Origin of the sequence: Escherichia sp. R1 (assembly GCF_003000935.1) — a bacterium.
GTDB lineage: Bacteria > Pseudomonadota > Gammaproteobacteria > Enterobacterales > Enterobacteriaceae > Escherichia > Escherichia coli.
The window spans coordinates 1-22,874 of sequence record NZ_PSRU01000019.1; the positions used below are offsets into that span (position 1 = coordinate 1).

Below are 22,874 nucleotides of genomic sequence, written 5' to 3' on the forward strand. Positions count from 1 at the left end.
TCGAGCATTATAACGAATGGCATCCGCATAGTGCACTGGGTTATCGCTCGCCACGGGAATATCTACGGCAGCAAGCCAGTAATGGGTTAAGTGATAACAGGTGTCTGGAAATATAGGGGCAAATCCAAGCGATGCCATACGTATAACATCCCACATCACTATCAAGAAGATTATCTTTACCTCTGATGCTCGCTCAAAAACAGTTACGCTAAATACCTTAAAAAGGTAATCACAAGTCAAACTCAGGAGATAATCACGCAAGAATGCAATATTAAAATTCAGATACTCATTTTTGGTAATAAAGAAGTAGTTGGACTATTTCGATATTTATAATTTCCCACTACGTATTGACGCCCATTCATGAGTAAAGGCGCATTATATGAATTTAACAATCCAGATCAACTGAAAATACCTCAACCTCATAAACACATAGCGTCAACATTCAATGACATAATGAGTAAAGATGTTGGTTATGCATACACGTCATTACTCTATGCCTATCCCTTAACAACCTGCTTTTTAAGACTGAATCCATTCAGCAATAGATAGCCAACATTATAACAATGACAATAAAAACAATATTTAAAACAATCAATAAAATATCAGACACAGACAATTAAACCTTAAACAACAAACGGTTACATTGATTTTAGTTGATTTGCGCTACGCGTTCCCCATGAATAAAGCGTCATTTCAAATTAGCACCAATATTTACATTAAATAAGACTAAGCTTATTGAACATTCACAACAGTCCAAACGTAGGTTTTGGGCTTCAATAGTTCTTTTCTTTTTTATTATCTGTTGCCTGGCAATCATCAATCGATACTAAGGGCTTAACTGTACACAGATATAACGTATCAAGAGGTAAGAGAAACCGCGCCATATGCAGACATGGCGCGGTTTTATGCAATAACAATCACGAGTCCGGGAACATCACGCTATGGCCCGGCGCTTCACGATGGAGATGGATAAAGTTAAGGTGCCGCTCGTACTGGTCGAGAATATCGGTGATCACCTGCTCTTTGCTGTAGTCCATCAGGTCGTTGCCCTGGCTGCCTTCTAACAGGAAGGTTTCCAGCCGGTAGTAGGTCGATTTCCCGCTACGTGCGCGGTAGGTAAAGCCCGGCACTGAATATTGCTGCGGCCAAATCTGATAGACAAAGTTCTGCTCTTCGCCCATATGCACCAACAAATCCAGATGCCCCAACTGTTGTCCCTCTTCCGGCGGCAGGTTTTTTAGCTCCACGTACGCGCCGCGCAACCGCAGCTCTTGCGCCACTTCTTCCATTGCCGGGTAACAGACCGTCTCCATCATCTGTTTAGTGTAACGCGTGCCCGGATAATTCATCAGGCGCGAGAGACGTTTTTTCCAGCTCAGGCGATCCTGAAGCCCCAGCGGTCGCGGCGCGGTATCACGGTTGGCACTTTCACGGCGGTAATCTTCTACCTTCAGAGATTTATACAACCCCGCCATCACGAAGAAAATCACAAAGCTGAACGGCAGCCCCATGATTACCGTGGTGTTTTGCAGCGCGGATATCCCGTTGGTCATCAGCATGCCAAGCGTCAGCAGACCAATCGCCACCGACCAGAAGACGCGCAGCCAGCCGGGGGCGTCGCTGTTGATATCTTTAAGCTGCGAGGTGAAATTCCCCAGCACCAGCGCCCCGGAGTCCGCCGAGGTCACATAAAACAGCAGGCCAGTAATGGTGGCGACGGAGGCGCTAAAGGTAAACGCCGGATACTGCGCCAGCAGGCTGTAGAAGCCGCGCTCCGGATGGACCATCGCTTCCTCGGCAAATGCCGCGCCGCCGTGGATGATTTCATACAGCGCGCTATTGCCGAACACCGAGAGCCATAACAGCGTGAAGGTAAACGGAATAATCAACGTGCCCAGCACGAACTGGCGAATGGTACGCCCACGCGAGATACGCGCCAGGAACAAGCCGACAAACGGCGACCATGCCACCCACCATGCCCAGAAGAAGAGCGTCCAGTTATTCATCCACTCAACCGGACGGTCGAAGGCAAAACTGTTGAGCGTCATGCCCATAAAGCGATTCACATAGTCGCCAACATTCAGCACCAGTGCATTAAGCAGGAACGAGGTGTCGCCCATAAACAACACGAACAGAATCAATCCCAGCGCCAGCGCAACGTTGAGTTCCGATAACACGCGAATGCCCTTATCAACACCGGATGTCACCGAGATAGTGGCGATGATCACCGACAAGGCGATCAGTGCCGCTTTCGCCGCCATCGAATCGGGAATATCAAACAGCACGCTCAAGCCATAGTTAAGCTGTACCACACCGATACCGAGCGTAGTGGCAATACCGAAGATGGTGCCGATCACCGCAGCAATATCCACTGAGTGACCTATCGGCCCGTTAATCCGTTTACCGAAGATCGGGTACAGCGCCGAGCGGATAGTGAGCGGCAAATTATAACGATAGCTAAAGTATCCGAGCGCCATGCCCATCAGCGCATACATCGACCAGCCGGTTAAGCCGTAGTGAAACAGCGTCCAGACCATCGCCTGACGCGCGGCCTCAATCGTCTGTCCCGCGCCTTCCGGCGGCTGCATATACTGCGTTACCGGTTCGGCTACGGAGAAGAACATCAGGTCGATACCGATCCCGGCAGCAAACAGCATCGCCGCCCAACTCAGCAGACTGAATTCCGGTTTTGATTGTTCTGGCCCGAGCTTCACCGAACCAAAACGCGAACAAGCGATACAGACCACAAAGACAATATAGAGCGTTGCCGCCAGCAGATAGTACCAACCGAAGGTTTTAGAAACCCAGTCCAGCGTGCGGCCAATCCACAGGGCCGAGAAGTCGCGAAACAGGATCGTTGTCAGGGAAAACAACAAAATCAGTCCGGCGGAAGTGTAAAACACCACCGGATTGATTTTGTCCTTTTCCCTGCTGTGTGAAAGGTCTGTCATCCAGTATCCCCACTGTTATTGTTACCATTTAAAATCAAATTAGTAACAATTAAGACACATTTTATATTGAACGTCCAATCAATAACCGCTTTAATAGATAAACAACGCTGATGAATGGAGTGGCGAAAATGCCCAAATTGGGAATGCAGTCGATCCGGCGCAGACAACTGATCGACGCCACGCTGGAAGCAATAAATGAAGTGGGCATGCACGATGCAACGATCGCGCAGATCGCCCGCCGTGCAGGCGTTTCTACGGGGATCATCAGCCACTATTTCAGGGACAAAAATGGTCTGCTGGAAGCAACCATGCGCGATATCACCAGTCAGCTGCGTGACGCGGTTTTGAATCGATTACATGCACTTCCGCAGGGCAGTGCAGAGCGGCGATTACAGGCGATTGTTGGCGGAAACTTCGATGAAACCCAGGTGAGCAGTGCGGCGATGAAAGCCTGGCTGGCCTTCTGGGCCAGCAGTATGCATCAGCCGATGCTCTATCGCTTGCAGCAGGTCAGTAGCCGCCGCTTATTGTCGAATCTGGTGAGCGAATTTCGCCGCGAGTTACCGCGCCAACAGGCACAGGAAGCGGGCTACGGCCTTGCCGCGCTAATTGACGGATTATGGCTGCGCGCGGCACTGAGCGGCAAAGCGCTGGATAAACCTCTCGCACACTCGCTGACCCGTCACTTTATTACTCAGCATTTACCCACCGATTAACCGAGGAAACGTGATGTCCCGAATGGCAGAACAGCAGCTTTATATACATGGTGGTTATACCTCCGCCACCAGCGGTCGCACCTTCGAGACCATTAACCCGGCCAACGGTAACGTGCTGGCGACCGTGCAGGCCGCCGGGCGTGAGGATGTCGATCGCGCCGTGAAGAGTGCCCAACAAGGGCAAAAAATCTGGGCGGCGATGACCGCTATGGAACGCTCGCGTATTCTGCGTCGGGCCGTTGATATTCTGCGTGAACGCAATGACGAACTCGCAAAACTGGAAACCCTCGACACCGGAAAAGCATATTCGGAAACCTCAACCGTCGATATCGTTACCGGTGCGGACGTGCTGGAGTACTATGCCGGGCTGATCCCGGCGCTGGAAGGCTGCCAGATCCCGTTGCGTGAGACGTCATTTGTTTATACCCGCCGCGAACCGCTGGGTGTGGTGGCGGGGATTGGCGCATGGAACTACCCGATCCAGATTGCTTTGTGGAAATCCGCCCCCGCGCTGGCGGCGGGTAACGCGATGATCTTCAAACCGAGCGAAGTCACCCCGCTTACCGCGTTAAAGCTGGCTGAAATTTACAGCGAAGCGGGCCTGCCGGACGGTGTATTTAACGTGTTGCCGGGCGTGGGCGCGGAGACCGGGCAATATCTGACCGATCATCCGGGCATTGCCAAAGTGTCATTTACCGGCGGCGTCGCCAGCGGCAAAAAAGTGATGGCTAACTCGGCAGCTTCCTCCCTGAAAGAAGTGACCATGGAGCTGGGCGGTAAATCGCCGCTGATCGTTTTTGACGATGCGGATCTCGATCTCGCCGCCGATATCGCCATGATGGCGAATTTCTTCAGCTCCGGTCAGGTGTGTACCAACGGCACTCGCGTCTTCGTTCCGACGAAATGCAAAGCCGCATTTGAACAAAAGGTTCTGGCGCGCGTTGAGCGCATTCGCGCGGGCGACGTTTTCGATCCGCACACTAACTTCGGCCCGCTGGTCAGCTTCCCGCATCGCGATAACGTGCTGCGCTATATCGCCAAAGGCATAGAGGAAGGCGCGCGCGTACTGTGCGGCGGCGATGTACTGAAGGGGGATAGCTTCGATAACGGCGCATGGGTTGCACCGACCGTGTTCACCGATTGCAGCGACGATATGACCATTGTGCGCGAAGAGATTTTCGGGCCGGTGATGTCCATTCTGACCTACGAGTCGGAAGACGAAGTCATTCGCCGCGCTAACGATACCGACTACGGTCTGGCGGCGGGTATCGTGACGGCGGACCTGAACCTCGCGCATCGCGTCATTCATCAGCTGGAAGCGGGTATTTGCTGGATCAACACCTGGGGCGAATCCCCGGCAGAGATGCCCGTTGGCGGCTACAAACACTCCGGCATTGGTCGCGAGAACGGCGTGATGACGCTCCAGAGTTACACCCAGGTGAAGTCCATCCAGGTTGAGATGGCTAAATTCCAGTCCATATTCTAACCAGGAGGTTTATTTGCAATTTGACTACATCATTATTGGTGCCGGCTCAGCCGGCAACGTTCTCGCTACCCGTCTGACTGAAGATCCGAACACAACCGTGCTGCTGCTTGAAGCAGGCGGCCCGGACTATCGCTTTGACTTCCGCACCCAGATGCCCGCCGCGCTGGCGTTCCCGCTACAGGGCAAACGCTACAACTGGGCCTATGAGACGGAACCCGAACCGTTTATGAACAACCGCCGCATGGAGTGCGGACGCGGCAAAGGTCTGGGCGGTTCATCGCTGATCAACGGTATGTGCTACATCCGTGGCAATGCGCTGGATCTCGATAACTGGGCACAAGAACCTGGTCTGGAGAACTGGAGTTATCTCGACTGCCTGCCCTACTATCGCAAGGCCGAGACTCGCGATGTGGGCGAGAACGACTACCACGGCGGTGATGGCCCGGTGAGCGTCACCACCTCCAAACCCGGCGTCAATCCGCTGTTTGAAGCGATGATTGAAGCGGGCGTGCAGGCGGGCTACCCGCGCACAGACGATCTCAACGGCTATCAGCAGGAAGGTTTTGGCCCGATGGATCGCACCGTCACGCCGCATGGCCGTCGCGCCAGCACCGCGCGTGGCTATCTCGATCAGGCCAAATCGCGCCCTAACCTGACCATTCGTACTCACGCCATGACCGATCACATCTTTTTTGACGGCAAACGCGCGGTGGGCGTCGAGTGGCTGGAAGGCGACAGCACCATTCCGACCCGCGCGGCGGCGAATAAAGAAGTGCTGTTATGTGCAGGCGCGATTGCTTCACCGCAGATCCTGCAACGCTCCGGCGTCGGCAACGCTGAACTGCTGGCGGAGTTTGATATTCCGCTGGTGCATGAATTACCTGGCGTCGGCGAAAATCTTCAGGATCACCTGGAGATGTATCTGCAATATGAGTGCAAAGAACCGGTTTCCCTCTACCCTGCCCTGCAGTGGTGGAATCAGCCGAAAATCGGTGCGGAGTGGCTGTTTGGCGGCACCGGCGTTGGTGCCAGCAACCACTTTGAAGCAGGCGGATTTATTCGCAGCCGTGAGGAATTTGCGTGGCCGAATATTCAGTACCATTTCCTGCCAGTGGCGATTAACTATAACGGCTCGAACGCAGTGAAAGAGCACGGCTTCCAGTGCCACGTCGGATCGATGCGCTCGCCAAGCCGTGGGCATGTGCGGATTAAATCCCGCGACCCGCACCAGCATCCGGCGATTCTGTTTAACTACATGTCGCACGAGCAGGACTGGCAGGAGTTCCGCGACGCAATTCGCATCACCCGGGAGATCATGCATCAACCGGCGCTGGATCAGTATCGTGGCCGCGAAATCAGCCCCGGTGTCGAATGCCAGACGGATGAGCAGCTCGATGAGTTCGTGCGTAACCACGCCGAAACCGCCTTCCACCCGTGCGGTACCTGCAAAATGGGTTATGACGAGATGGCAGTGGTTGACGCCGAAGGCCGCGTACACGGGCTGGAAGGCCTGCGCGTGGTGGATGCGTCAATTATGCCGCAGATTATCACCGGCAATTTGAACGCCACGACGATTATGATTGGCGAGAAAATGGCGGATATGATTCGCGGGAAGGATGCGTTGCCGAGGAGCACGGCAAGATATTTTGTGGCAAATGGGATGCCGGTGAGAGCGAAAAAAATGAGTCGTGATGTGAACTGACTCAGGAACCTATCAGATTGAGAGTTACCGTTCTACTATGAGGACCGAATCCTTATATAAAACACTGAGGTAACTCTCATGCTTCATCGTGACAATCTCACCAGCAAATTCTAAGCTGACTTGCTCAATCTGGCTGATGAAGGTGCTATGCATACACAGATAAACTACAGATGAAATACCACTCAGCTTAAGAATTACGCCGCTAATGTTCCTGGCTATGGTTACCTGTTCATTCCCGCTCACGGTTAGCATGTACGAAAAGGGTTCTTGTAACGAGTACAAAAATAAGTCAGACCAAAACCACATGGAGCTTTAAACACGGTTCGTATAATTTATTAGCAGCGATTTATTTTTACTCTTCTTTAATTAATCATCATGCTTAAATATTTTTTAGCACAAGATTATCGCTTCGCCAACATTTTATTTTACATTCATCATCAATTGATAATAAAAAATTGTTAATAATTTTTTGCAAAAAACAAAAAGTGTTGGAATACTCTCCATCAAATGAATGCAAAATAAACAAATTGAGATATATAAAAAGCAAAAACCATTTAAATGAATATTTTTAATTTATGAGTAGAACCCATTAACAATGATTTACTAACGACCCAAAAAGTAAAGAGCACCTTGCAACAATATGTATTTATAAATTCATGTCATTGATATTAAGCTAATCTTACTTTCTACCCTCCAAATTTATGCATCAAAAAAAACAAAAGTAAAATCAATTAGATACACAACAAGGCAATCTCACAGGAAATGATATTAAATATCTCAAAACTAATAAAAAATTACTAAAACATTAGACGTAACACACATCCCACACGACCTGTCACTCATAGTTTTAATATTTATTTTTTCACATTATAGTAGATAAAAACACGCATTAAAAATGACTTGTAGAAAAGCTGCTCAATAAATAGTTCATATTTAATCTGTTGCGTAGAACTACTATTCAAAAAATCTTATTAATGAGATAATGAGATTACATCGATAACGTTCTGATTGCAGGCATACTTATCTGGGTGTGCCTCTCTTTTTTTTACAACTGTACACGGTGGCGTATGACGAGAAAATATCTCACACAGGATGAAGTCTACAGGCTGATGGATGCAGCCCAGAGCATGTCCTTTCCTGAAAGAAATCGCTGTCTAATTATGATGGCTTTCATTCACGGTTTTAGGGCCAGTGAACTTCTTGATTTACGTTTATCCGATATTGATGCATCAGGAAAACAACTTAATATTCGGCGTATTAAAAATGGTTTCTCGACGACACATCCTCTTCTTCCTGATGAATATAATTTGATCAAGTTGTGGCTTAAGCAGAGGAAGTTAATTGAAAACGGAGTTGAAGGAGACTGGCTTTTTCTCTCCCGGAAACGCCGCCCTATCAGCAGACAACATTTTTTTTCTATCATTCGTGAGGCTGGAAAACGTGCAGGATTAGCTGTAAAAGCACATCCTCATATGTTACGTCATGCCTGTGGTTTTGCTCTGGCTGACAATGGTGTCGATACCCGACTACTTCAGGATTATCTGGGTCATCGAAATATTCAGCATACTGTCAGATACACAGCCAGTAATGCTGCTCGTTTTAAAGGGGTGTGGAAAAAAAAGCCTCGTTAAAACAGTACCTTCTGATTCAAAATGTCAGATTCCTACGTTTTCCTCAATTCTTCCATAAAAAAACAGCCCATTCAATTAAATAAAACACATAACATGTTGATATTTCTAGCTAAAGTAAAATAACCCCATGATTTGAAATGATTAATCACAAAGGTCATACCAGTGATCAACTTTCGCTCATATTGTTAAATAACACAAAATTAAAAACAATAAAAATCAAACAAATTAGATTTATATTCCAAGAAAATTAAATATTCAGGCTATTAAACCAAACCTGACATTTTGAATCAAAATGTCAGGTTTTGTAGCAATGGCGTGGACGAGTCTGAATGAAGAAGCCTCTGGTTATTATCAGTGCCTGTCAGTTCACTAGGTTGGCACTGGAGTCTCTCATCCCAACGGACAGGTATATCGTGCGGGTGTACAGCAACGTCACTACAGAGGTTGAATTCGTTTTAAAGACCTCCTGTGGCTACCTGTTAGCTGATATCCCTTCGCTTCCTTCAGGGGAGTTGGTTCTTCTGGCTTGTCTCGCCCGTTTGCGGAGTGATGCCGGGCAATGGCAGGTCTGCCTGACCGGTGACTCCGACTGGTTCGATAATGCTCCTGCTGCAAGTCTGTATAACGGCTTCCCACGCATCGGCACCATGCTGACAGCGAGTCGTTATCAGAATCAAATTATCCGCTGGTTACTGCGTCCTTTGCCCGGCGATATGAGCGATTTCTGGCTCCTGACTGCACGGGAGTTGAGCGTGCTTAAGATTCTGATGCAGGGCATGAGTTTCAGTGAGATTGCCCGTTATGAACAACGCAGTTCAAAGACCCTGCATGCGATTGCCACACGGGCATTAATGAAACTTGGACTGGGAACTCTGAGCGATTTCAGGCTGCTCTATACGGGATGCGGTGACAGCAGAGTGAAACGGAATATACGGCTACATGCAAGATATGTCGGACAACATTCCGCTCATCGACTCACTCAGTATGTGCAGAACATGGTATCCGGAATTCTTTATCCAGAGAAAGTTGCCGTTGGTGAATCAATAAATTCTGACGCCATATCCGGAAAAGTACTTTCCGGACAAAGAAAAAATATGTCTAAAAAAAGACCAGGATTGTTATGACACAGCAGCGTTGTTACTACCCCCCACTGCGGCGCATACGGACTCGCTACAGTGTAGGAGCCAAAATATTTCTACTGCTCTGGGCTGCAGGATTGGGAGGCACGCTGTACAGCCTGTACAGCGTGCTGGCGTACTGACATCTGTGAGGGAAGGATGCGTTTCGTTCTTTTCTGTCCCTCAGGAATTGTACCAGCGCAGTTCGCAGCTCTATCAACCGGTTCTGTCGGCAATGTTACCTGCATCAGAACAGAAGAGGAGTTACGCAATAAATTGCGGCATAGGCCACAGAGTGTCGTGATATCGGCAGGGCGACCTGCCGAATGCGCTGAAATGTGGTTCCGATTTTATCGGGATCACTCATTCGTGGTGGTGTTGTGCGTCGCGCCCTTTTTTCTGCCACCGGATGTGAGTATTTCTGGCGTTCTCAAAAACCTGAGGTTACTGAAACCAGGAATGTCAGTAGAGCGTGTCATCAGTATTGCAAATGCCTCTGGTGGGTTTTCAGGGCTGAAACATGCAGAAATTTTGCCAGTTATGGACAGTTACTCTGTCTTTATGAAAGAGGTGAATAACCGCACAAAGACAATCGTCATGTCAGAACGCTTCCCGGAAAAGCAAAAGAAGGTGTTGTCGTTACTTCTTGCCGGACACAACTGGGAATACAGTGCGCAATTTCTCAAAACGGGGATAAGACAGATATGGCTTACCGAGCAGTCGCTAAAAAAGCGTTGGGGAATACCGGACAGCATGTCATTGCGGGAAGCCCTGCTGCTGAGCAGCAATAAATTTCACGGTGATGGAAACGCATTGGAAACAACGAATGCCATGACATTGCGTGAAAACGGAAATACCAACAGGTATTCCGTGGTGGTAAATGCAGGGACGCAGGCTTTATCTCTGCATAAATATAAATAAGTGGAAAATTGAAATTAGTTACCAGAATGGAGAATTTCTTCATGAAAAACAGTAAAGCATTTTACCGCAGCGCATTAGCAACAGCTATTGTTATGGCTCTTTCTGCACCAGCATTCGCTGCTGATAACGCGGTATCAACTGATTCGGTTACGCTGAATAAAGATAAAACGACTCTGGATCAAGATGTTGTTATTAACAATACAGCAGACAAACAGATTACAGCCGTAACAATTAATGCGGCAAATGAAGACCTGAATGTTACTTTTGCTGGTCATGATATTACTGCTGAATCAACGGCAGACAAAAAATTCGTTGAAGGTGTAAAAGTTAGTGGTAACAAAAATGTTGTGATTAATGCTACAGACTCCACCATCACAGCTCAAGGTGAAGGCACCTATGTCCGGACTGCAATGGTCATTTCTTCAACTGGCGATGTTGTTGTTAATGGCGGTAATTTCGTTGCAAAAAATGAAAAAGGTAGTGCGACAGGGATATCTCTGGAAGCGACCACGGGAAATAATTTAACGCTCAATGGTACAACCATAAATGCTCAAGGTAATAAGAGTTACAGCAACGGCTCTACGGCAATTTTTGCTCAAAAGGGTAATTTGTTGCAGGGTTTTGACGGTGATGCAACCGACAACATCACCCTTGCTGACTCAAATATTATTAATGGCGGGATTGAAACAATAGTTACTGCCGGGAATAAGACGGGAATTCATACAGTCAACCTGAATATTAAGGATGGCTCAGTAATTGGGGCGGCTAATAATAAACAAACAATTTATGCCTCTGCTTCGGCACAAGGCGCAGGTTCAGCAACGCAAAATTTAAATTTGTCTGTTGCTGATTCAACCATCTACTCTGATGTCCTGGCCCTTTCTGAAAGCGAGAATTCAGCCAGTACCACAACAAATGTAAATATGAACGTTGCCCGCTCTTACTGGGAAGGTAATGCTTATACCTTCAATAGCGGCGATAAAGCGGGTAGTGATCTGGATATAAATCTTTCCGATAGTTCAGTCTGGAAAGGCAAAGTTTCAGGGGCAGGAGATGCCAGTGTATCTCTGCAAAACGGGTCTGTCTGGAATGTTACGGGTTCCTCAACTGTTGATGCTCTGGCAGTAAAAGACAGTACGGTTAATATCACGAAGGCTACAGTCAATACTGGCACGTTTGCTTCTCAAAACGGCACTCTGATTGTTGATGCCTCTTCTGAAAACACTCTGGATATCAGCGGTAAAGCGAGCGGTGACTTGCGTGTTTACAGTGCGGGTTCATTGGATCTTATCAATGAACAAACGGCATTTATTTCTACCGGCAAAGACAGCACTCTAAAAGCCACAGGCACAACGGAAGGTGGTCTGTATCAATATGACCTGACACAGGGAGCTGATGGTAACTTTTATTTCGTAAAAAACACGCATAAAGCATCCAACGCCAGCTCCGTGATTCAGGCAATGGCAGCTGCTCCGGCTAACGTCGCTAATCTGCAGGCTGACACGCTCTCCGCCCGTCAGGATGCTGTCCGTCTGAGCGAAAATGACAAGGGTGGCGTATGGATTCAGTACTTTGGCGGTAAACAGAAACATACCACCGCGGGAAATGCATCCTATGACCTGGATGTAAATGGTGTAATGCTGGGTGGTGATACCCGCTTCATGACTGAAGATGGTAGCTGGCTGGCCGGTGTGGCGATGTCTTCTGCGAAAGGTGACATGACTACCATGCAGAGCAAAGGTGACACTGAAGGTTACAGCTTCCACGCTTACCTGAGCCGCCAGTATAACAACGGTATCTTCATTGATACTGCTGCACAGTTTGGTCACTACAGCAACACGGCAGATGTTCGCCTGATGAATGGTGGCGGTACCATCAAAGCTGACTTTAACACCAATGGTTTTGGTGCGATGGTTAAAGGCGGTTACACATGGAAAGACGGTAATGGCCTGTTTATTCAGCCATATGCCAAACTGTCTGCTCTGACTCTGGAAGGTGTGGATTATCAACTCAACGGCGTGGACGTTCATTCTGACAGCTATAACTCTGTGCTGGGTGAGGCCGGTACGCGCGTGGGTTATGACTTCGCTGTGGGCAACGCGACCGTTAAACCTTATCTGAATCTGGCCGCACTGAACGAATTCTCTGATGGCAACAAAGTCCGTCTGGGTGATGAGTCTGTCAATGCCAGCATTGACGGTGCAGCATTCCGCGTGGGTGCAGGTGTACAGGCTGATATCACCAAAAACATGGGAGCATATGCAAGCCTTGACTACACCAAAGGTGACGACATTGAGAACCCGCTACAGGGTGTAGTTGGTATCAATGTGACCTGGTAAGAATAAAGCAGTCGGTTCCCCTGTCGACTGTTATACCCCCTGCAGGCAGCAGTATGCTGCCTGCAGGCTATAAATATCCAGTATTCATGATGCTGGCTTTTTGCTGATATTTACCCTGAACATTCCTGATACAGACTATTAATACAATCTTATCTGCGACAGATTTCATTTTCTGGATATATTATGAATGAACAAATCAAACAGGATATCGATCTGATTGAGATTTTATTTTATCTGAAGAAAAAGATTCGTGTTATCCTTTTTATTATAGCTATCTGTATGGTAATGGTGCTGTTGTTTCTGTATATCAATAAAGATAATATAAAAGTGACTTACAGTCTAAAAATAAACCAGACAACACCAGGCATACTTGTTAGCTGTGATAGCAATAATAACTTTGCCTGTCAGACCACAATGACTGAAGATGTTATTCAGCGAATTACTACATTTTTTCAGACCAGCCCAGATGTCAAGAACAGAGAAATAAAGCTGGAATGGTCAGGAAATAAGAGAGATTTACCAACTGCTGAAGCGGAAATATCTCGCGTGCAGGCGTCTATCATCAAATGGTATGCGTCAGAATACCATAATGGCAGGCAAGTTCTCGATGAGATACAAACGCCTTCAGCAATTAACAGTGAGCTTTATACAAAAATGATATACCTGACCAGGAACTGGTCACTGTATCCGAACGGTGATGGCTGTGTCACTATAAGCTCACCAGAAATAAAAAATAAATACCCTGCTGCCATTTGCCTGGCTCTGGGATTTTTTCTAAGTATTGTGATTTCTGTGATGTTTTGCCTTGTCAAAAAAATGGTAGATGAATACCAACAAAACTCTGGGCAGTAATAAACAGCATTCTGACAGAGAGTGCCTGTATAAAACTATAGTGACAGTGACCGGGAAGGGAGCCCGTCTTCAGGAATGGATTCCTGTCTTTTTAACTGTAAATATCCTGGCATTATTAATGTCAGGATATTTACAGAAGAGCTGCATAACCATGACGGAACGGGGTTAAGTCAGGTTGTCCTTAACGCTATTCACAACCTCGTATACCGCCTTCAGGTTTATGTCCAGACTACATATCTCTCTCAGCAATCCTCAATAATCAGATACACCGCTTTCACCGGACCATGAACCCCGACGACTTTGATAAGCTCAATGTCCGCCGTTGAACTGGGACCACTGATGATGTTAATACATGACGGCATTCGTTCACCGGCCTGCGCTTTCTGATGCAATTTTTCTGCGAGTTGCGCTACACGCGGCAGGATTGTGCTTTTACGCAGGATAAAAAGAGAAGATTCCGGGAGCAGGCTCAATGAACGCCCGCGCCCGGCGGCGGAAAAAAGAACCACGCCTCCCGATTCGGTTAAACCATATTCAGCATATACGACGCCCACTTTAGCCTGCTCTGCTTGTGATATGTTCTCAATACCTTTCGCCGGATCCCAAACAACGGCATTGCATTCCTGCTGCAAACGTTCGCTAATCCCCAATTCCTCCAGCCTCGTGTCACCACTAATCACGACCGACTGATCTCCCAGCTCTTTACACAGACGTATTGCAGCTTCTGCCGCCTTCGCCTCGCTGGTCAGTTCACAGCGCGTCAACATAACATCGCTGGCAAACTGGATAAACGCGTCACAGCGCTGCTGTTGGGTAAGTTGGGTAAGCCGCTCGTTAGCATAGTTGTTAAGCGGCGCATCTTCTGCTTGCGGTTCAAGTCGCAGCGGGCGCCCCAGTGCCTGAGCAACGTTATTCAAAAATTCGCTCCGATTATCCATTCTTTTTCTCCTGCGCCTGATGTTTCTTAAACCAACTACGGAAACTCTCTCCGTCAGCTTCAGGAAGATCGCGTGCTTCCATCCAGTCGCTAATCGCGCCAAATTTGAGTGGTGTTTTGCCGCCATTGATAAACCAGCTTGCCGCATGAGCACCAGCCATCATCCCAACTTTCCACAATCCTGGATGACTATTGGCATAAGCGAACATTTTTATCGCCCGTTGCTCTGCTTTTGCGGTGATCCCTTTTTCAGCCATCACCCGACGATGACGCAAAATCAGTTTTGACAGCGGAATACGCACCGGACACACGCTGTCACAAGCGGTGCATAAAGAGCAGGCGTAGGGTAAATCTTTAAAATCTTTATAGCCGCCAAGTAACGGGGAAATCACCGCACCAATTGGCCCTGGATAAATAGAGCCATATCCATGACCGCCAATATGGCGATATGCCGGACAAGTATTCATACAAGCCCCGCAACGAATACAGCGCAGCACATCCCGAAATTCAGAGGCCAGCACCTCAGAACGCCCGTTATCGACAATAACCAGATGAAACTCTTCAGGACCATCAACGTGCCCCGCTTCGCGCGGTCCTGTCAGCCAGGTGTTGTATCCCGTCAAACGTGCACCAACGGCACTGCGCGCCAGCATGGTGATCAATACATCTACCTCTGCAAACGTGGGAGCAATACGCTCCATTCCCATCACTGCAATATGCGTTTTAGGCAGCGTGGTACACATTCGCGCATTACCTTCATTGGTCACCAGGCATACCGAACCGGTCTCTGCCACCGCGAAATTACAGCCGGTAATACCTATTTCAGCACTGAGGAAATCTTCGCGGATTTTTTGCCGAATGAATAAGGTCATCGCTTCAGGCGTTTCCGGCCCCTCATAGCCCAGACGTTCGTGTAGCACTCGACGGATCTGATGGCGATCTTTATGAATTGCCGGGACCACAACATGAGAGGGCGGATCTTGATCCAGCTGGAGAATGTATTCACCCAGATCGGTTTCAATCACCTGAATCCCGGCATCCTGCAACACATGATTGACACCAATCTCTTCGGTCACCATCGATTTAGATTTCACCACCTTCCGGGCATTTTTGCGTTGGGCAACCTGTAAAATGTAGCGGGTGGCGTCTTCTTTGGTTTTTGCAAAATAGACGTGACCTCCGTTTTGCGTCACTTTTTCTGAGAGCTGGTACAGATAAGCGTCGAGATTACTCAGAACATGATCACGTATCTGGGCGGCCCGATCGCGCCACTCCTCCCAGTGCCCCAATTCATCGACCATTTTTTGCCGATTTGCCCCAATACGCTGCTGCGCGTTTGCCACCGCTTTACGCATGATCGGATCTTCAATTTGCTGACGGATGCGTGTCTTAAAATCTGTATTACTGGTTTTGATCGACATCTTTATATCCTCAGCGGCTCATCAGCACTTCAGCAATATGCATCACTTTGACTTTCTGCCCTTCCCGTTGTAATCGTCCACTGATGTTCAGCAGGCAACTCACGTCAGCACCAATTAAATACTCAGGGCGGACTTCCATCAGGTGCGCAACCTTTTCTTTCACCATCTCGCCGGATATTTCGGCCATTTTGACCGAGAACGTGCCGCCAAATCCGCAGCAGGTATCCTGTTCAGCAAAGGTCAACAGCTCCAGTCCACGCACATTTTTCAGCAGCGTAAGAGGTTCGTCCTTCACCCCCAGCTTACGGGCCAGGCTACAAGATGGGTGATACACCGCTCTCCCTTGCAAACTGGCACCTACATCGACTACCCCTAATGTATTAACAATAAAAGAGGTGAGATCCTGCATACGCGCGGCAACCTTTTCGGCACGTGATGCCCATTCAGGTTCATCCGCCAGATACGTCGGGTAACTTTTTACGGCATAGGTGCAAGAGCCAGCCGGTGAAATAATGGGATCGTCGTTATCCTCCAGTGCGGCGATCAGATTTTTCATCCCTGGAATCGCTTCTTTGGTATAACCACTATTGATCGCAGGCTGACCGCAGCATCCCTGTTTCTCCGGGAAATTTACGCGACAGCCGAGTTTTTCCAGTAGCAGCACGGAGTCTCGTGCCATTCTTGATTTCAGGGCGTCACCAATACAGGTGACAAAGAAATTGACATTCACAACTAATACTCCATTACTTCATGCCCATTTATGCCCGATGGTTCCCCCCTTCCGGGGGATCAATCATCAATAAATATGGCGTTCTTTTTTAATTGGCTAGCAACATACCACCCCTCATTTGTATGACAAATGATAATCTTTCATCTAAACTTCAAATGCAATAACTAATTTTATTTCTTTCGGCATCGCTCACATTTTATAGGGAAATCGACGATCATTTTTGGCATAAGAAATCTATTTAAAAATTGCTACATCCTTTATACCTATTCAGGGGTTATTGAGATATACACTGATGGTGCACAAAAAAATCACCGACAATAATCACGTATCAAGTAATAGTCGGGATTTTATTTAATTGAAGCAATTTAGTTTGCATTTTTATTTAAAAACTGAGCTAGAGTCCATCAAAAAAAATATATAAAGCCCAAAACTACCGTTGGAAATAGAAATAGTTGAAAGGCTCACAACTCCCGGAATGCGGATTATCTTTGCCCTGATTTCTGGCGGTTTTATTCAGGGTGCAAGCTGTCTGACCCTTTCCCGATATTCTCCCGGAGTACAACCAAACTCGCGGACAAACGCCTTGTGAAAAGATGATTCGCTGGCATAGCCTACTGACTCAGCGATCACCACAACAGGGAGCATTTCCCGGGAAAACATCTGGGCCGCTATTTGTAGACGCAACTTTGTTAATACAGCCAGCGGCGTGGTTCCGGAAACATCACGGAAAAGCTGGGCAAAACTTGCCCGGGACATGTGGGCGATGCTGGCCAGCGATTCGACGGTCCAGGCGTGTCCAGGCATTTCCATCATTTGCTGTATTACCGCACCAAGACGTGGATGCAGAAGCAAACTGAGAATGTTTTTCTCTGTATTAACCTGTGCAATCCACTCACGCACCGCGAGGGTAAAGAATGTAGCGCAGATCTGGCTACACAGAGCATCCACTCCCGGCATTGCCGATCTGGATTCCTGTTGTAAAAACGGGATCGCCTCCCTCAGCCAGTTATATTCCACGCTATGGTTCACTGGTGCTACAAACAGCGTTTCCGGCAAAGACGTTAAAAAATAACGCGCCGAATGTTGCAGCCGAAGAGTGCCACAGACAATACAGGTCGATTCATTATCGACATGACTCAGGCGATGAGCTGAATTTTGTGGTAGCAGGACCACATTTCCCGGGCGTAATGTAAAAATCTCTCCCGTCGGCATTTCCAGCTTCGCCGCTCCTTGCGTTAACGCATGCCAACGAATAACCGACAATTCCCCGGCACCATGTGGAAGTTGCCAGTCACTTCCTAACACGCAATTCTTATCGATCGTTCCTTGTGGAGCGTTAAGCATCAACAAACGGCTAAGAGCATCCATATCAGACTCCTGAGTGGTTTTTTGATTACAAACACCAACAATCTTAGTCAATAATTAATCTAATACCATCAAATAGTTAATCATGATTTTTGTTTTGTGATTCTGATTAAGAAAAAGAAAATACCAGACGATAAGACAAAATATCAAGCGTTGTGAAGAAATGTTATTTGCTCTTTTGCGTCTATAGTCATGATGTCAAATGAACGCGTTTCGACAGGAAATCATCATGAATAAATATCAGGCAGTTATTATTGGTTTTGGCAAGGCTGGAAAAACATTAGCCGTCACGCTGGCAAAAGCAGGTTGGCGTGTGGCTCTCATCGAACAATCAAATGCAATGTATGGCGGGACCTGTATTAATATCGGCTGTATCCCAACCAAAACATTGGTTCATGACGCACAGCAGCACACAGATTTTGTCCGTGCCATACAGCGTAAAAATGAAGTGGTTAATTTTTTACGTAATAAGAATTTTCATAATCTTGCGGATATGCCCAATATCGACGTGATCGACGGCCAGGCAGAGTTTATCAATAATCATAGCCTGCGTGTTCATCGGCCTGGGAGAAATCTGGAGATTCATGGCGAGAAAATTTTTATTAATACCGGTGCACAAGCCGTGGTTCCGCCAATTCCTGGAATTACCACCACGCCTGGTGTATATGACAGCACCGGATTACTTAATCTAAAAGAATTGCCTGGGCATTTAGGTATTTTGGGCGGCGGATATATTGGCGTTGAGTTCGCCTCTATGTTCGCTAATTTTGGCAGCAAAGTAACCATTTTAGAGGCAGCTTCGCTGTTTTTGCCTCGGGAAGATCGGGATATTGCTGATAATATCGCGACGATTTTACGCGATCAGGGTGTCGATATAATCCTCAATGCCCATGTGGAGCGAATCAGTCACCATGAAAATCAAGTGCAAGTGCATAGCGAGCACGCCCAACTGGCGGTGGATGCACTGTTAATAGCTTCCGGTCGTCAACCGGCTACCGCTTCGTTACATCCAGAAAATGCAGGTATCGCAGTAAACGAGCGCGGGGCAATTGTCGTTGACAAGCAATTACATACCACCGCAGACAATATTTGGGCGATGGGAGATGTTACCGGCGGGCTGCAATTTACTTATATTTCACTGGATGATTACCGCATTGTGCGTGATGAGTTGCTGGGAGAAGGCAGACGTAGTACTGATGATCGGAAAAATGTGCCTTATTCCGTATTCATGACACCGCCACTGTCCAGGGTTGGTATGACAGAAGAACAGGCCAGAGAGAGTGGTGCTGATATTCAGGTGGTGACATTGCCTGTAGCTGCAATTCCGCGTGCCAGAGTGATGAATGATACTCGTGGGGTATTAAAAGCGATTGTTGATAATAAAACCCAACGTATATTAGGGGCATCACTGCTGTGTGTTGACTCCCACGAGATGATCAATATAGTGAAAATGGTGATGGATGCCGGGCTGCCTTATAGCATATTACGCGATCAGATATTTACTCATCCGTCGATGAGCGAATCACTCAATGATCTATTTTCATTAGTCAAATAAACTCAAAATCAGACGCCAGAACAAATATTCTGGCGTCTCAGAGAAAAGAATCTTATTAATTCCCTGTTACTTTATAACTTCTTAATCACTTCATTGATGGTATTTTATATGTTTAAAAAATCTGTTTTATTTGCAACACTATTATCTGGCGTTATGGCATTTTCCACCAATGCAGATGATAAAATAATTCTGAAACATATCAGCGTCTCATCAGTATCAGCATCACCGACAGTTCTTGAGAATGCCATTGCTGATATGGCCAGAAAATATAATGCTTCATCCTGGAAAGTTACATCGATGCGAATTGATAATAATTCAACCGCAACAGCAGTATTGTATAAATAAGGATGTTTACAATGGAAAGATACCTGCACCTGTTAAGTCGGGGAGATAAAATTGGCCTGACATTGATTCGTCTGAGTATTGCGATTGTTTTTATGTGGATTGGGTTATTAAAGTTTGTCCCTTACGAGGCAGACAGCATTACACCATTCGTCGCAAACAGTCCACTAATGTCGTTCTTTTATGAACACCCGGAAGACTATAAACAGCATCTGACTCACGAAGGCGAATACAAACCAGAAGCAAGAGCATGGCAAACGGCTAATAATACCTATGGTTTTTCCAACGGTCTTGGCGTCGTGGAGGTGATTATTGCTCTGCTGGTTTTGGCTAATCCTGTCAATCGCTGGTTAGGTTTATTGGGTGGGCTGATGGCATTTACCACGCCGCTGGTAACACTCTCATTTTTAATCACCACCCCGGAGGCATGGGTACCCGCATTGGGTGACGCTCATCATGGTTTCCCTTATTTATCCGGTGCTGGTCGTCTGGTATTGAAAGATACTCTGATGCTGGCAGGTGCTGTCATGATAATGGCAGATTCGGCGCGGGATATTCTTAAACAACGCAGTAATGAATCCAGTTCAACGTTAAAAACTGAATATTGATAATCCGAACACTGTCTGTTGTTCACTTTTTCAGGCGTCAGGCTCCCTTTCTGATGATGAAGCCTGACGCCATATTACCGGAGATATGACAGAGTGAAGGTCAATATCACTCCCCTATTAAAAGATTCTTGTCGTCTCAGGTAAAATAAGTGATTAATATCAATCATGTATTTTTACAGCAAGACAACCACGAACAAACTCAGGATTAAAATGTTTTACCGATTCCCCAACATAACCCAAATCAAGCGAACTAATTTGCGCCATTTCTTTCTCTGTCAGTGAGAAATCCCAAATAGCAAAATTTTCTTCGATACGCTGTTGATGTGTCGATTTCGGAATAACGACCACTCCCCGTTGAATATTCCAACGCAGAATGACCTGAGAAATCGATTTTTGATGGGCATCTGCAATACTCTGAAGCAGATTATTTTCAAAGGGTTTATGTCGTCCACCACCTAACGGAGCCCATGCTTCAGGCTGCACGTTATAATACTTCATGGTTGCCAGCGCCTCTGGTTGGGCAAAATAGGGATGCAACTCGACCTGGTTGACCATCGGTTTAACTCTTACCGTTTCACAAAAGTTCGCCAGAACATGAGGGTAGAAATTGGAAACCCCAATCGCTTTTAATTTGCCCTCTTCATAGGCATCTTCGAGTGCACGCCACGCACTAAAATAATCGCGCATGGCCTGGTGCAATAAATAGAGATCGAAGTATTCTAGCCCCGATTTTTTTAATGATGCTTCAATACCTGCTGCTGCAATATCCTGATTCAACATATCCTGCACCCACAATTTAGACGTTATAAATAACTCTTCTCGGGTACATAAACCTTCAGATATGGCTTCACGAACGGCTTCACCGACGGCATCTTCATTACCGTATACCGCTGCAGTGTCGATGAGTCGATAACCCGTGCGGATAGCATTCAACACTGACTGTTTGCACACGTCTTTATCGGTAACCTGAAAAAAACCAAATCCCATCATCGGCATTTTCAGATTGTTACTTAATACGGAAAATTCCACTGTCAGTCCCTCCATTAGGTATGAACAATGAGTCTACGTTAAAACGTAACCTCAAATTAGTATGTGGATTTTGATATCACTTATGCAAAAAATTCATTAATAATGTAGGACTGAAACCTCTCTATTTTTGGGGCAATGAAGCAGACGCTATCAGTGCTTTTGCCTTGGGACTTGCTGTTTTTGATACACTTAGGGCCCAGGACATAACGAAAATGTGCGATATGACAAAGAATTAACGGAGTATGTGATGATCAGGCAGAAGATTCTACAGCAGCTCCTGGAGTGGATTGAGTGCAATCTTGAGCACCCTATTTCAATCGAAGATATCGCACAGAAATCTGGCTACAGCAGACGCAACATCCAGCTTCTGTTCCGAAATTTCATGCATGTGCCTTTGGGAGAATACATTCGCAAACGAAGGCTTTGTCGTGCCGCCATTCTTGTCCGGCTCTCCGCGAAATCTATGCTTGATATTGCACTCTCTTTGCATTTTGATTCACAGCAGTCATTCAGCCGCGAATTTAAAAAGTTATTCGGCTGCTCTCCCCGTGAATACCGCCACCGTGATTATTGGGATCTCGCAAATATCTTCCCTTCTTTTTTAATACGTCAACAGCAAAAGACGGAGTGTAGATTAGTCAACTTTCCTGAGACACCTATTTTTGGCAATTCATTTAAATATGATATTGAAGTGTCGAATAAATTACCGGATGAAGAAGTCAAACTGCGACGTCATCATTTAGTCAGATGTATGAAGAATTTTAAGACGGATATCTATTTCGTCTCCACGTTCGAACCATCAACAAAATCGGTCGATTTGCTCACAGTTGAAACTTTTGCCGGTACGGTATGCAAACAAACCGATTCAGAGATGCCGAAAGAGTGGACAATTAACCGAGGACTGTATGCCTCTTTCCGCTATGAAGGTGAGTGGGAGCACTACCCTGAATGGGCGCGAAACCTCTATCTGATGGAATTACCTGCCAGGGGGTTAGCCAGAGTGAACGGCAGTGATATTGAGCGATTTTATTACAATGAAAACTTCGTCGAAATTGATAGCAATAACATTGTTTGCGAAATTTTTATCCCCGTTCGCCCGGTTTAGCCTGTAACTCCATCACATAAGATTTACCCTACCCTGCCACCGTCTAATCGGTGCCAGGGTAGGTAT

18 protein-coding genes are annotated in these 22,874 nt (G+C 46.9%); 12 read left to right on the forward strand and 6 right to left on the reverse strand.

Going from position 1 to position 22,874, the window contains the following annotated elements; translation table 11 throughout:
* Nucleotides 1–917: 917 nt before the first annotated feature.
* Nucleotides 918–2,951: a choline BCCT transporter BetT gene (betT, locus tag C4F37_RS20620; RefSeq protein WP_000131041.1), complete on the reverse strand. Its 2,034-nt coding sequence runs from the start codon at nt 2,949–2,951 to the stop codon at nt 918–920.
* Between the two features lie 128 nt (nt 2,952–3,079).
* On the opposite strand from betT, the gene betI reads away from it, so the two are divergent.
* From betI to ykgH, 8 genes are all read left to right on the forward strand, one after another.
* Entirely contained in the window at nt 3,080–3,667 is a 588-nt protein-coding gene (gene betI, locus C4F37_RS20630; protein ID WP_001375032.1) for a transcriptional regulator BetI, read from the forward strand.
* A 13-nt stretch (nt 3,668–3,680) separates the two neighbouring features.
* Complete coding sequence (gene betB / locus C4F37_RS20635) at nt 3,681–5,153, forward strand: betaine-aldehyde dehydrogenase (protein WP_001538343.1); 1,473 nt, start codon at nt 3,681–3,683, stop codon at nt 5,151–5,153.
* Between the two features lie 13 nt (nt 5,154–5,166).
* Nucleotides 5,167–6,855 (forward strand): choline dehydrogenase, encoded by a 1,689-nt coding sequence (gene betA / locus C4F37_RS20640; RefSeq protein WP_001159135.1) that lies wholly within the window; start codon nt 5,167–5,169, stop codon nt 6,853–6,855.
* A gap of 1,067 nt (nt 6,856–7,922) precedes the next feature.
* A complete protein-coding gene (gene ipbA / locus C4F37_RS20660) occupies nt 7,923–8,486 on the forward strand; it encodes a tyrosine-type DNA invertase IpbA (RefSeq protein ID WP_001295805.1) in 564 nt (187 codons plus the stop codon).
* A 329-nt stretch (nt 8,487–8,815) separates the two neighbouring features.
* The gene (gene hyxR / locus C4F37_RS20665) at nt 8,816–9,610 is read left to right on the forward strand and encodes a LuxR family transcriptional regulator HyxR (RefSeq protein ID WP_001374943.1); all 795 of its coding nucleotides are present in this window, start codon (nt 8,816–8,818) and stop codon (nt 9,608–9,610) included.
* Between the two features lie 153 nt (nt 9,611–9,763).
* Nucleotides 9,764–10,525 (forward strand): protein HyxA, encoded by a 762-nt coding sequence (gene hyxA / locus C4F37_RS20670; protein WP_001538342.1) that lies wholly within the window; start codon nt 9,764–9,766, stop codon nt 10,523–10,525.
* A gap of 41 nt (nt 10,526–10,566) precedes the next feature.
* Nucleotides 10,567–12,864 carry an outer membrane autotransporter HyxB gene (gene hyxB / locus C4F37_RS28165; RefSeq protein WP_001538341.1) on the forward strand — a complete coding sequence of 766 codons (2,298 nt, stop codon included), beginning with the start codon at nt 10,567–10,569 and terminating at the stop codon, nt 12,862–12,864.
* Between the two features lie 183 nt (nt 12,865–13,047).
* A complete protein-coding gene (gene ykgH / locus C4F37_RS20685) occupies nt 13,048–13,716 on the forward strand; it encodes a protein YkgH (RefSeq protein ID WP_001005272.1) in 669 nt (222 codons plus the stop codon).
* 242 nt (nt 13,717–13,958) lie between these two features.
* On the opposite strand, the gene C4F37_RS20700 is transcribed toward ykgH, so the two are convergent.
* From C4F37_RS20700 to rclR, 4 genes are all read right to left on the reverse strand, one after another.
* On the reverse strand, nt 13,959–14,654 hold the full coding sequence (locus C4F37_RS20700) for a LutC/YkgG family protein (RefSeq protein ID WP_000370406.1): 696 nt from the start codon (nt 14,652–14,654) through the stop codon (nt 13,959–13,961).
* Nucleotides 14,647–16,074 carry a LutB/LldF family L-lactate oxidation iron-sulfur protein gene (locus C4F37_RS20705; protein ID WP_000023919.1) on the reverse strand — a complete coding sequence of 476 codons (1,428 nt, stop codon included), beginning with the start codon at nt 16,072–16,074 and terminating at the stop codon, nt 14,647–14,649. Before C4F37_RS20705 ends, C4F37_RS20700 begins: the two co-directional genes overlap by 8 nt.
* 10 nt (nt 16,075–16,084) lie before the next feature.
* Nucleotides 16,085–16,804, reverse strand: coding sequence for a (Fe-S)-binding protein (locus C4F37_RS20710; protein ID WP_001102130.1), 720 nt, complete (start codon nt 16,802–16,804; stop codon nt 16,085–16,087).
* Between the two features lie 513 nt (nt 16,805–17,317).
* Nucleotides 17,318–18,172 (reverse strand): reactive chlorine-specific transcriptional regulator RclR, encoded by an 855-nt coding sequence (rclR, locus tag C4F37_RS20715; RefSeq protein ID WP_001295801.1) that lies wholly within the window; start codon nt 18,170–18,172, stop codon nt 17,318–17,320.
* A 226-nt stretch (nt 18,173–18,398) separates the two neighbouring features.
* On the opposite strand from rclR, the gene rclA reads away from it, so the two are divergent.
* From rclA to rclC, 3 genes are all read left to right on the forward strand, one after another.
* A complete protein-coding gene (gene rclA / locus C4F37_RS20720; RefSeq protein WP_001046332.1) occupies nt 18,399–19,724 on the forward strand; it encodes a reactive chlorine resistance oxidoreductase RclA in 1,326 nt (441 codons plus the stop codon).
* A gap of 108 nt (nt 19,725–19,832) precedes the next feature.
* Nucleotides 19,833–20,069, forward strand: a complete 237-nt coding sequence (gene rclB, locus C4F37_RS20725; RefSeq protein ID WP_000474088.1) for a reactive chlorine resistance periplasmic protein RclB — start codon at nt 19,833–19,835, stop codon at nt 20,067–20,069.
* 11 nt (nt 20,070–20,080) lie between these two features.
* Nucleotides 20,081–20,674, forward strand: coding sequence for a reactive chlorine species resistance protein RclC (gene rclC / locus C4F37_RS20730; RefSeq protein ID WP_001298546.1), 594 nt, complete (start codon nt 20,081–20,083; stop codon nt 20,672–20,674).
* A 159-nt stretch (nt 20,675–20,833) separates the two neighbouring features.
* Here rclC and C4F37_RS20735 read toward each other — a convergent pair whose 3' ends face one another.
* The gene (locus C4F37_RS20735; protein ID WP_001538339.1) at nt 20,834–21,703 is read right to left on the reverse strand and encodes an aldo/keto reductase; all 870 of its coding nucleotides are present in this window, start codon (nt 21,701–21,703) and stop codon (nt 20,834–20,836) included.
* A 247-nt stretch (nt 21,704–21,950) separates the two neighbouring features.
* Here C4F37_RS20735 and C4F37_RS20740 point away from each other — a divergent pair, with 247 nt between their 5' ends.
* Entirely contained in the window at nt 21,951–22,808 is an 858-nt protein-coding gene (locus C4F37_RS20740; RefSeq protein ID WP_000620995.1) for a helix-turn-helix domain-containing protein, read from the forward strand.
* The last annotated feature ends 66 nt before the right edge of the window (nt 22,809–22,874 follow it).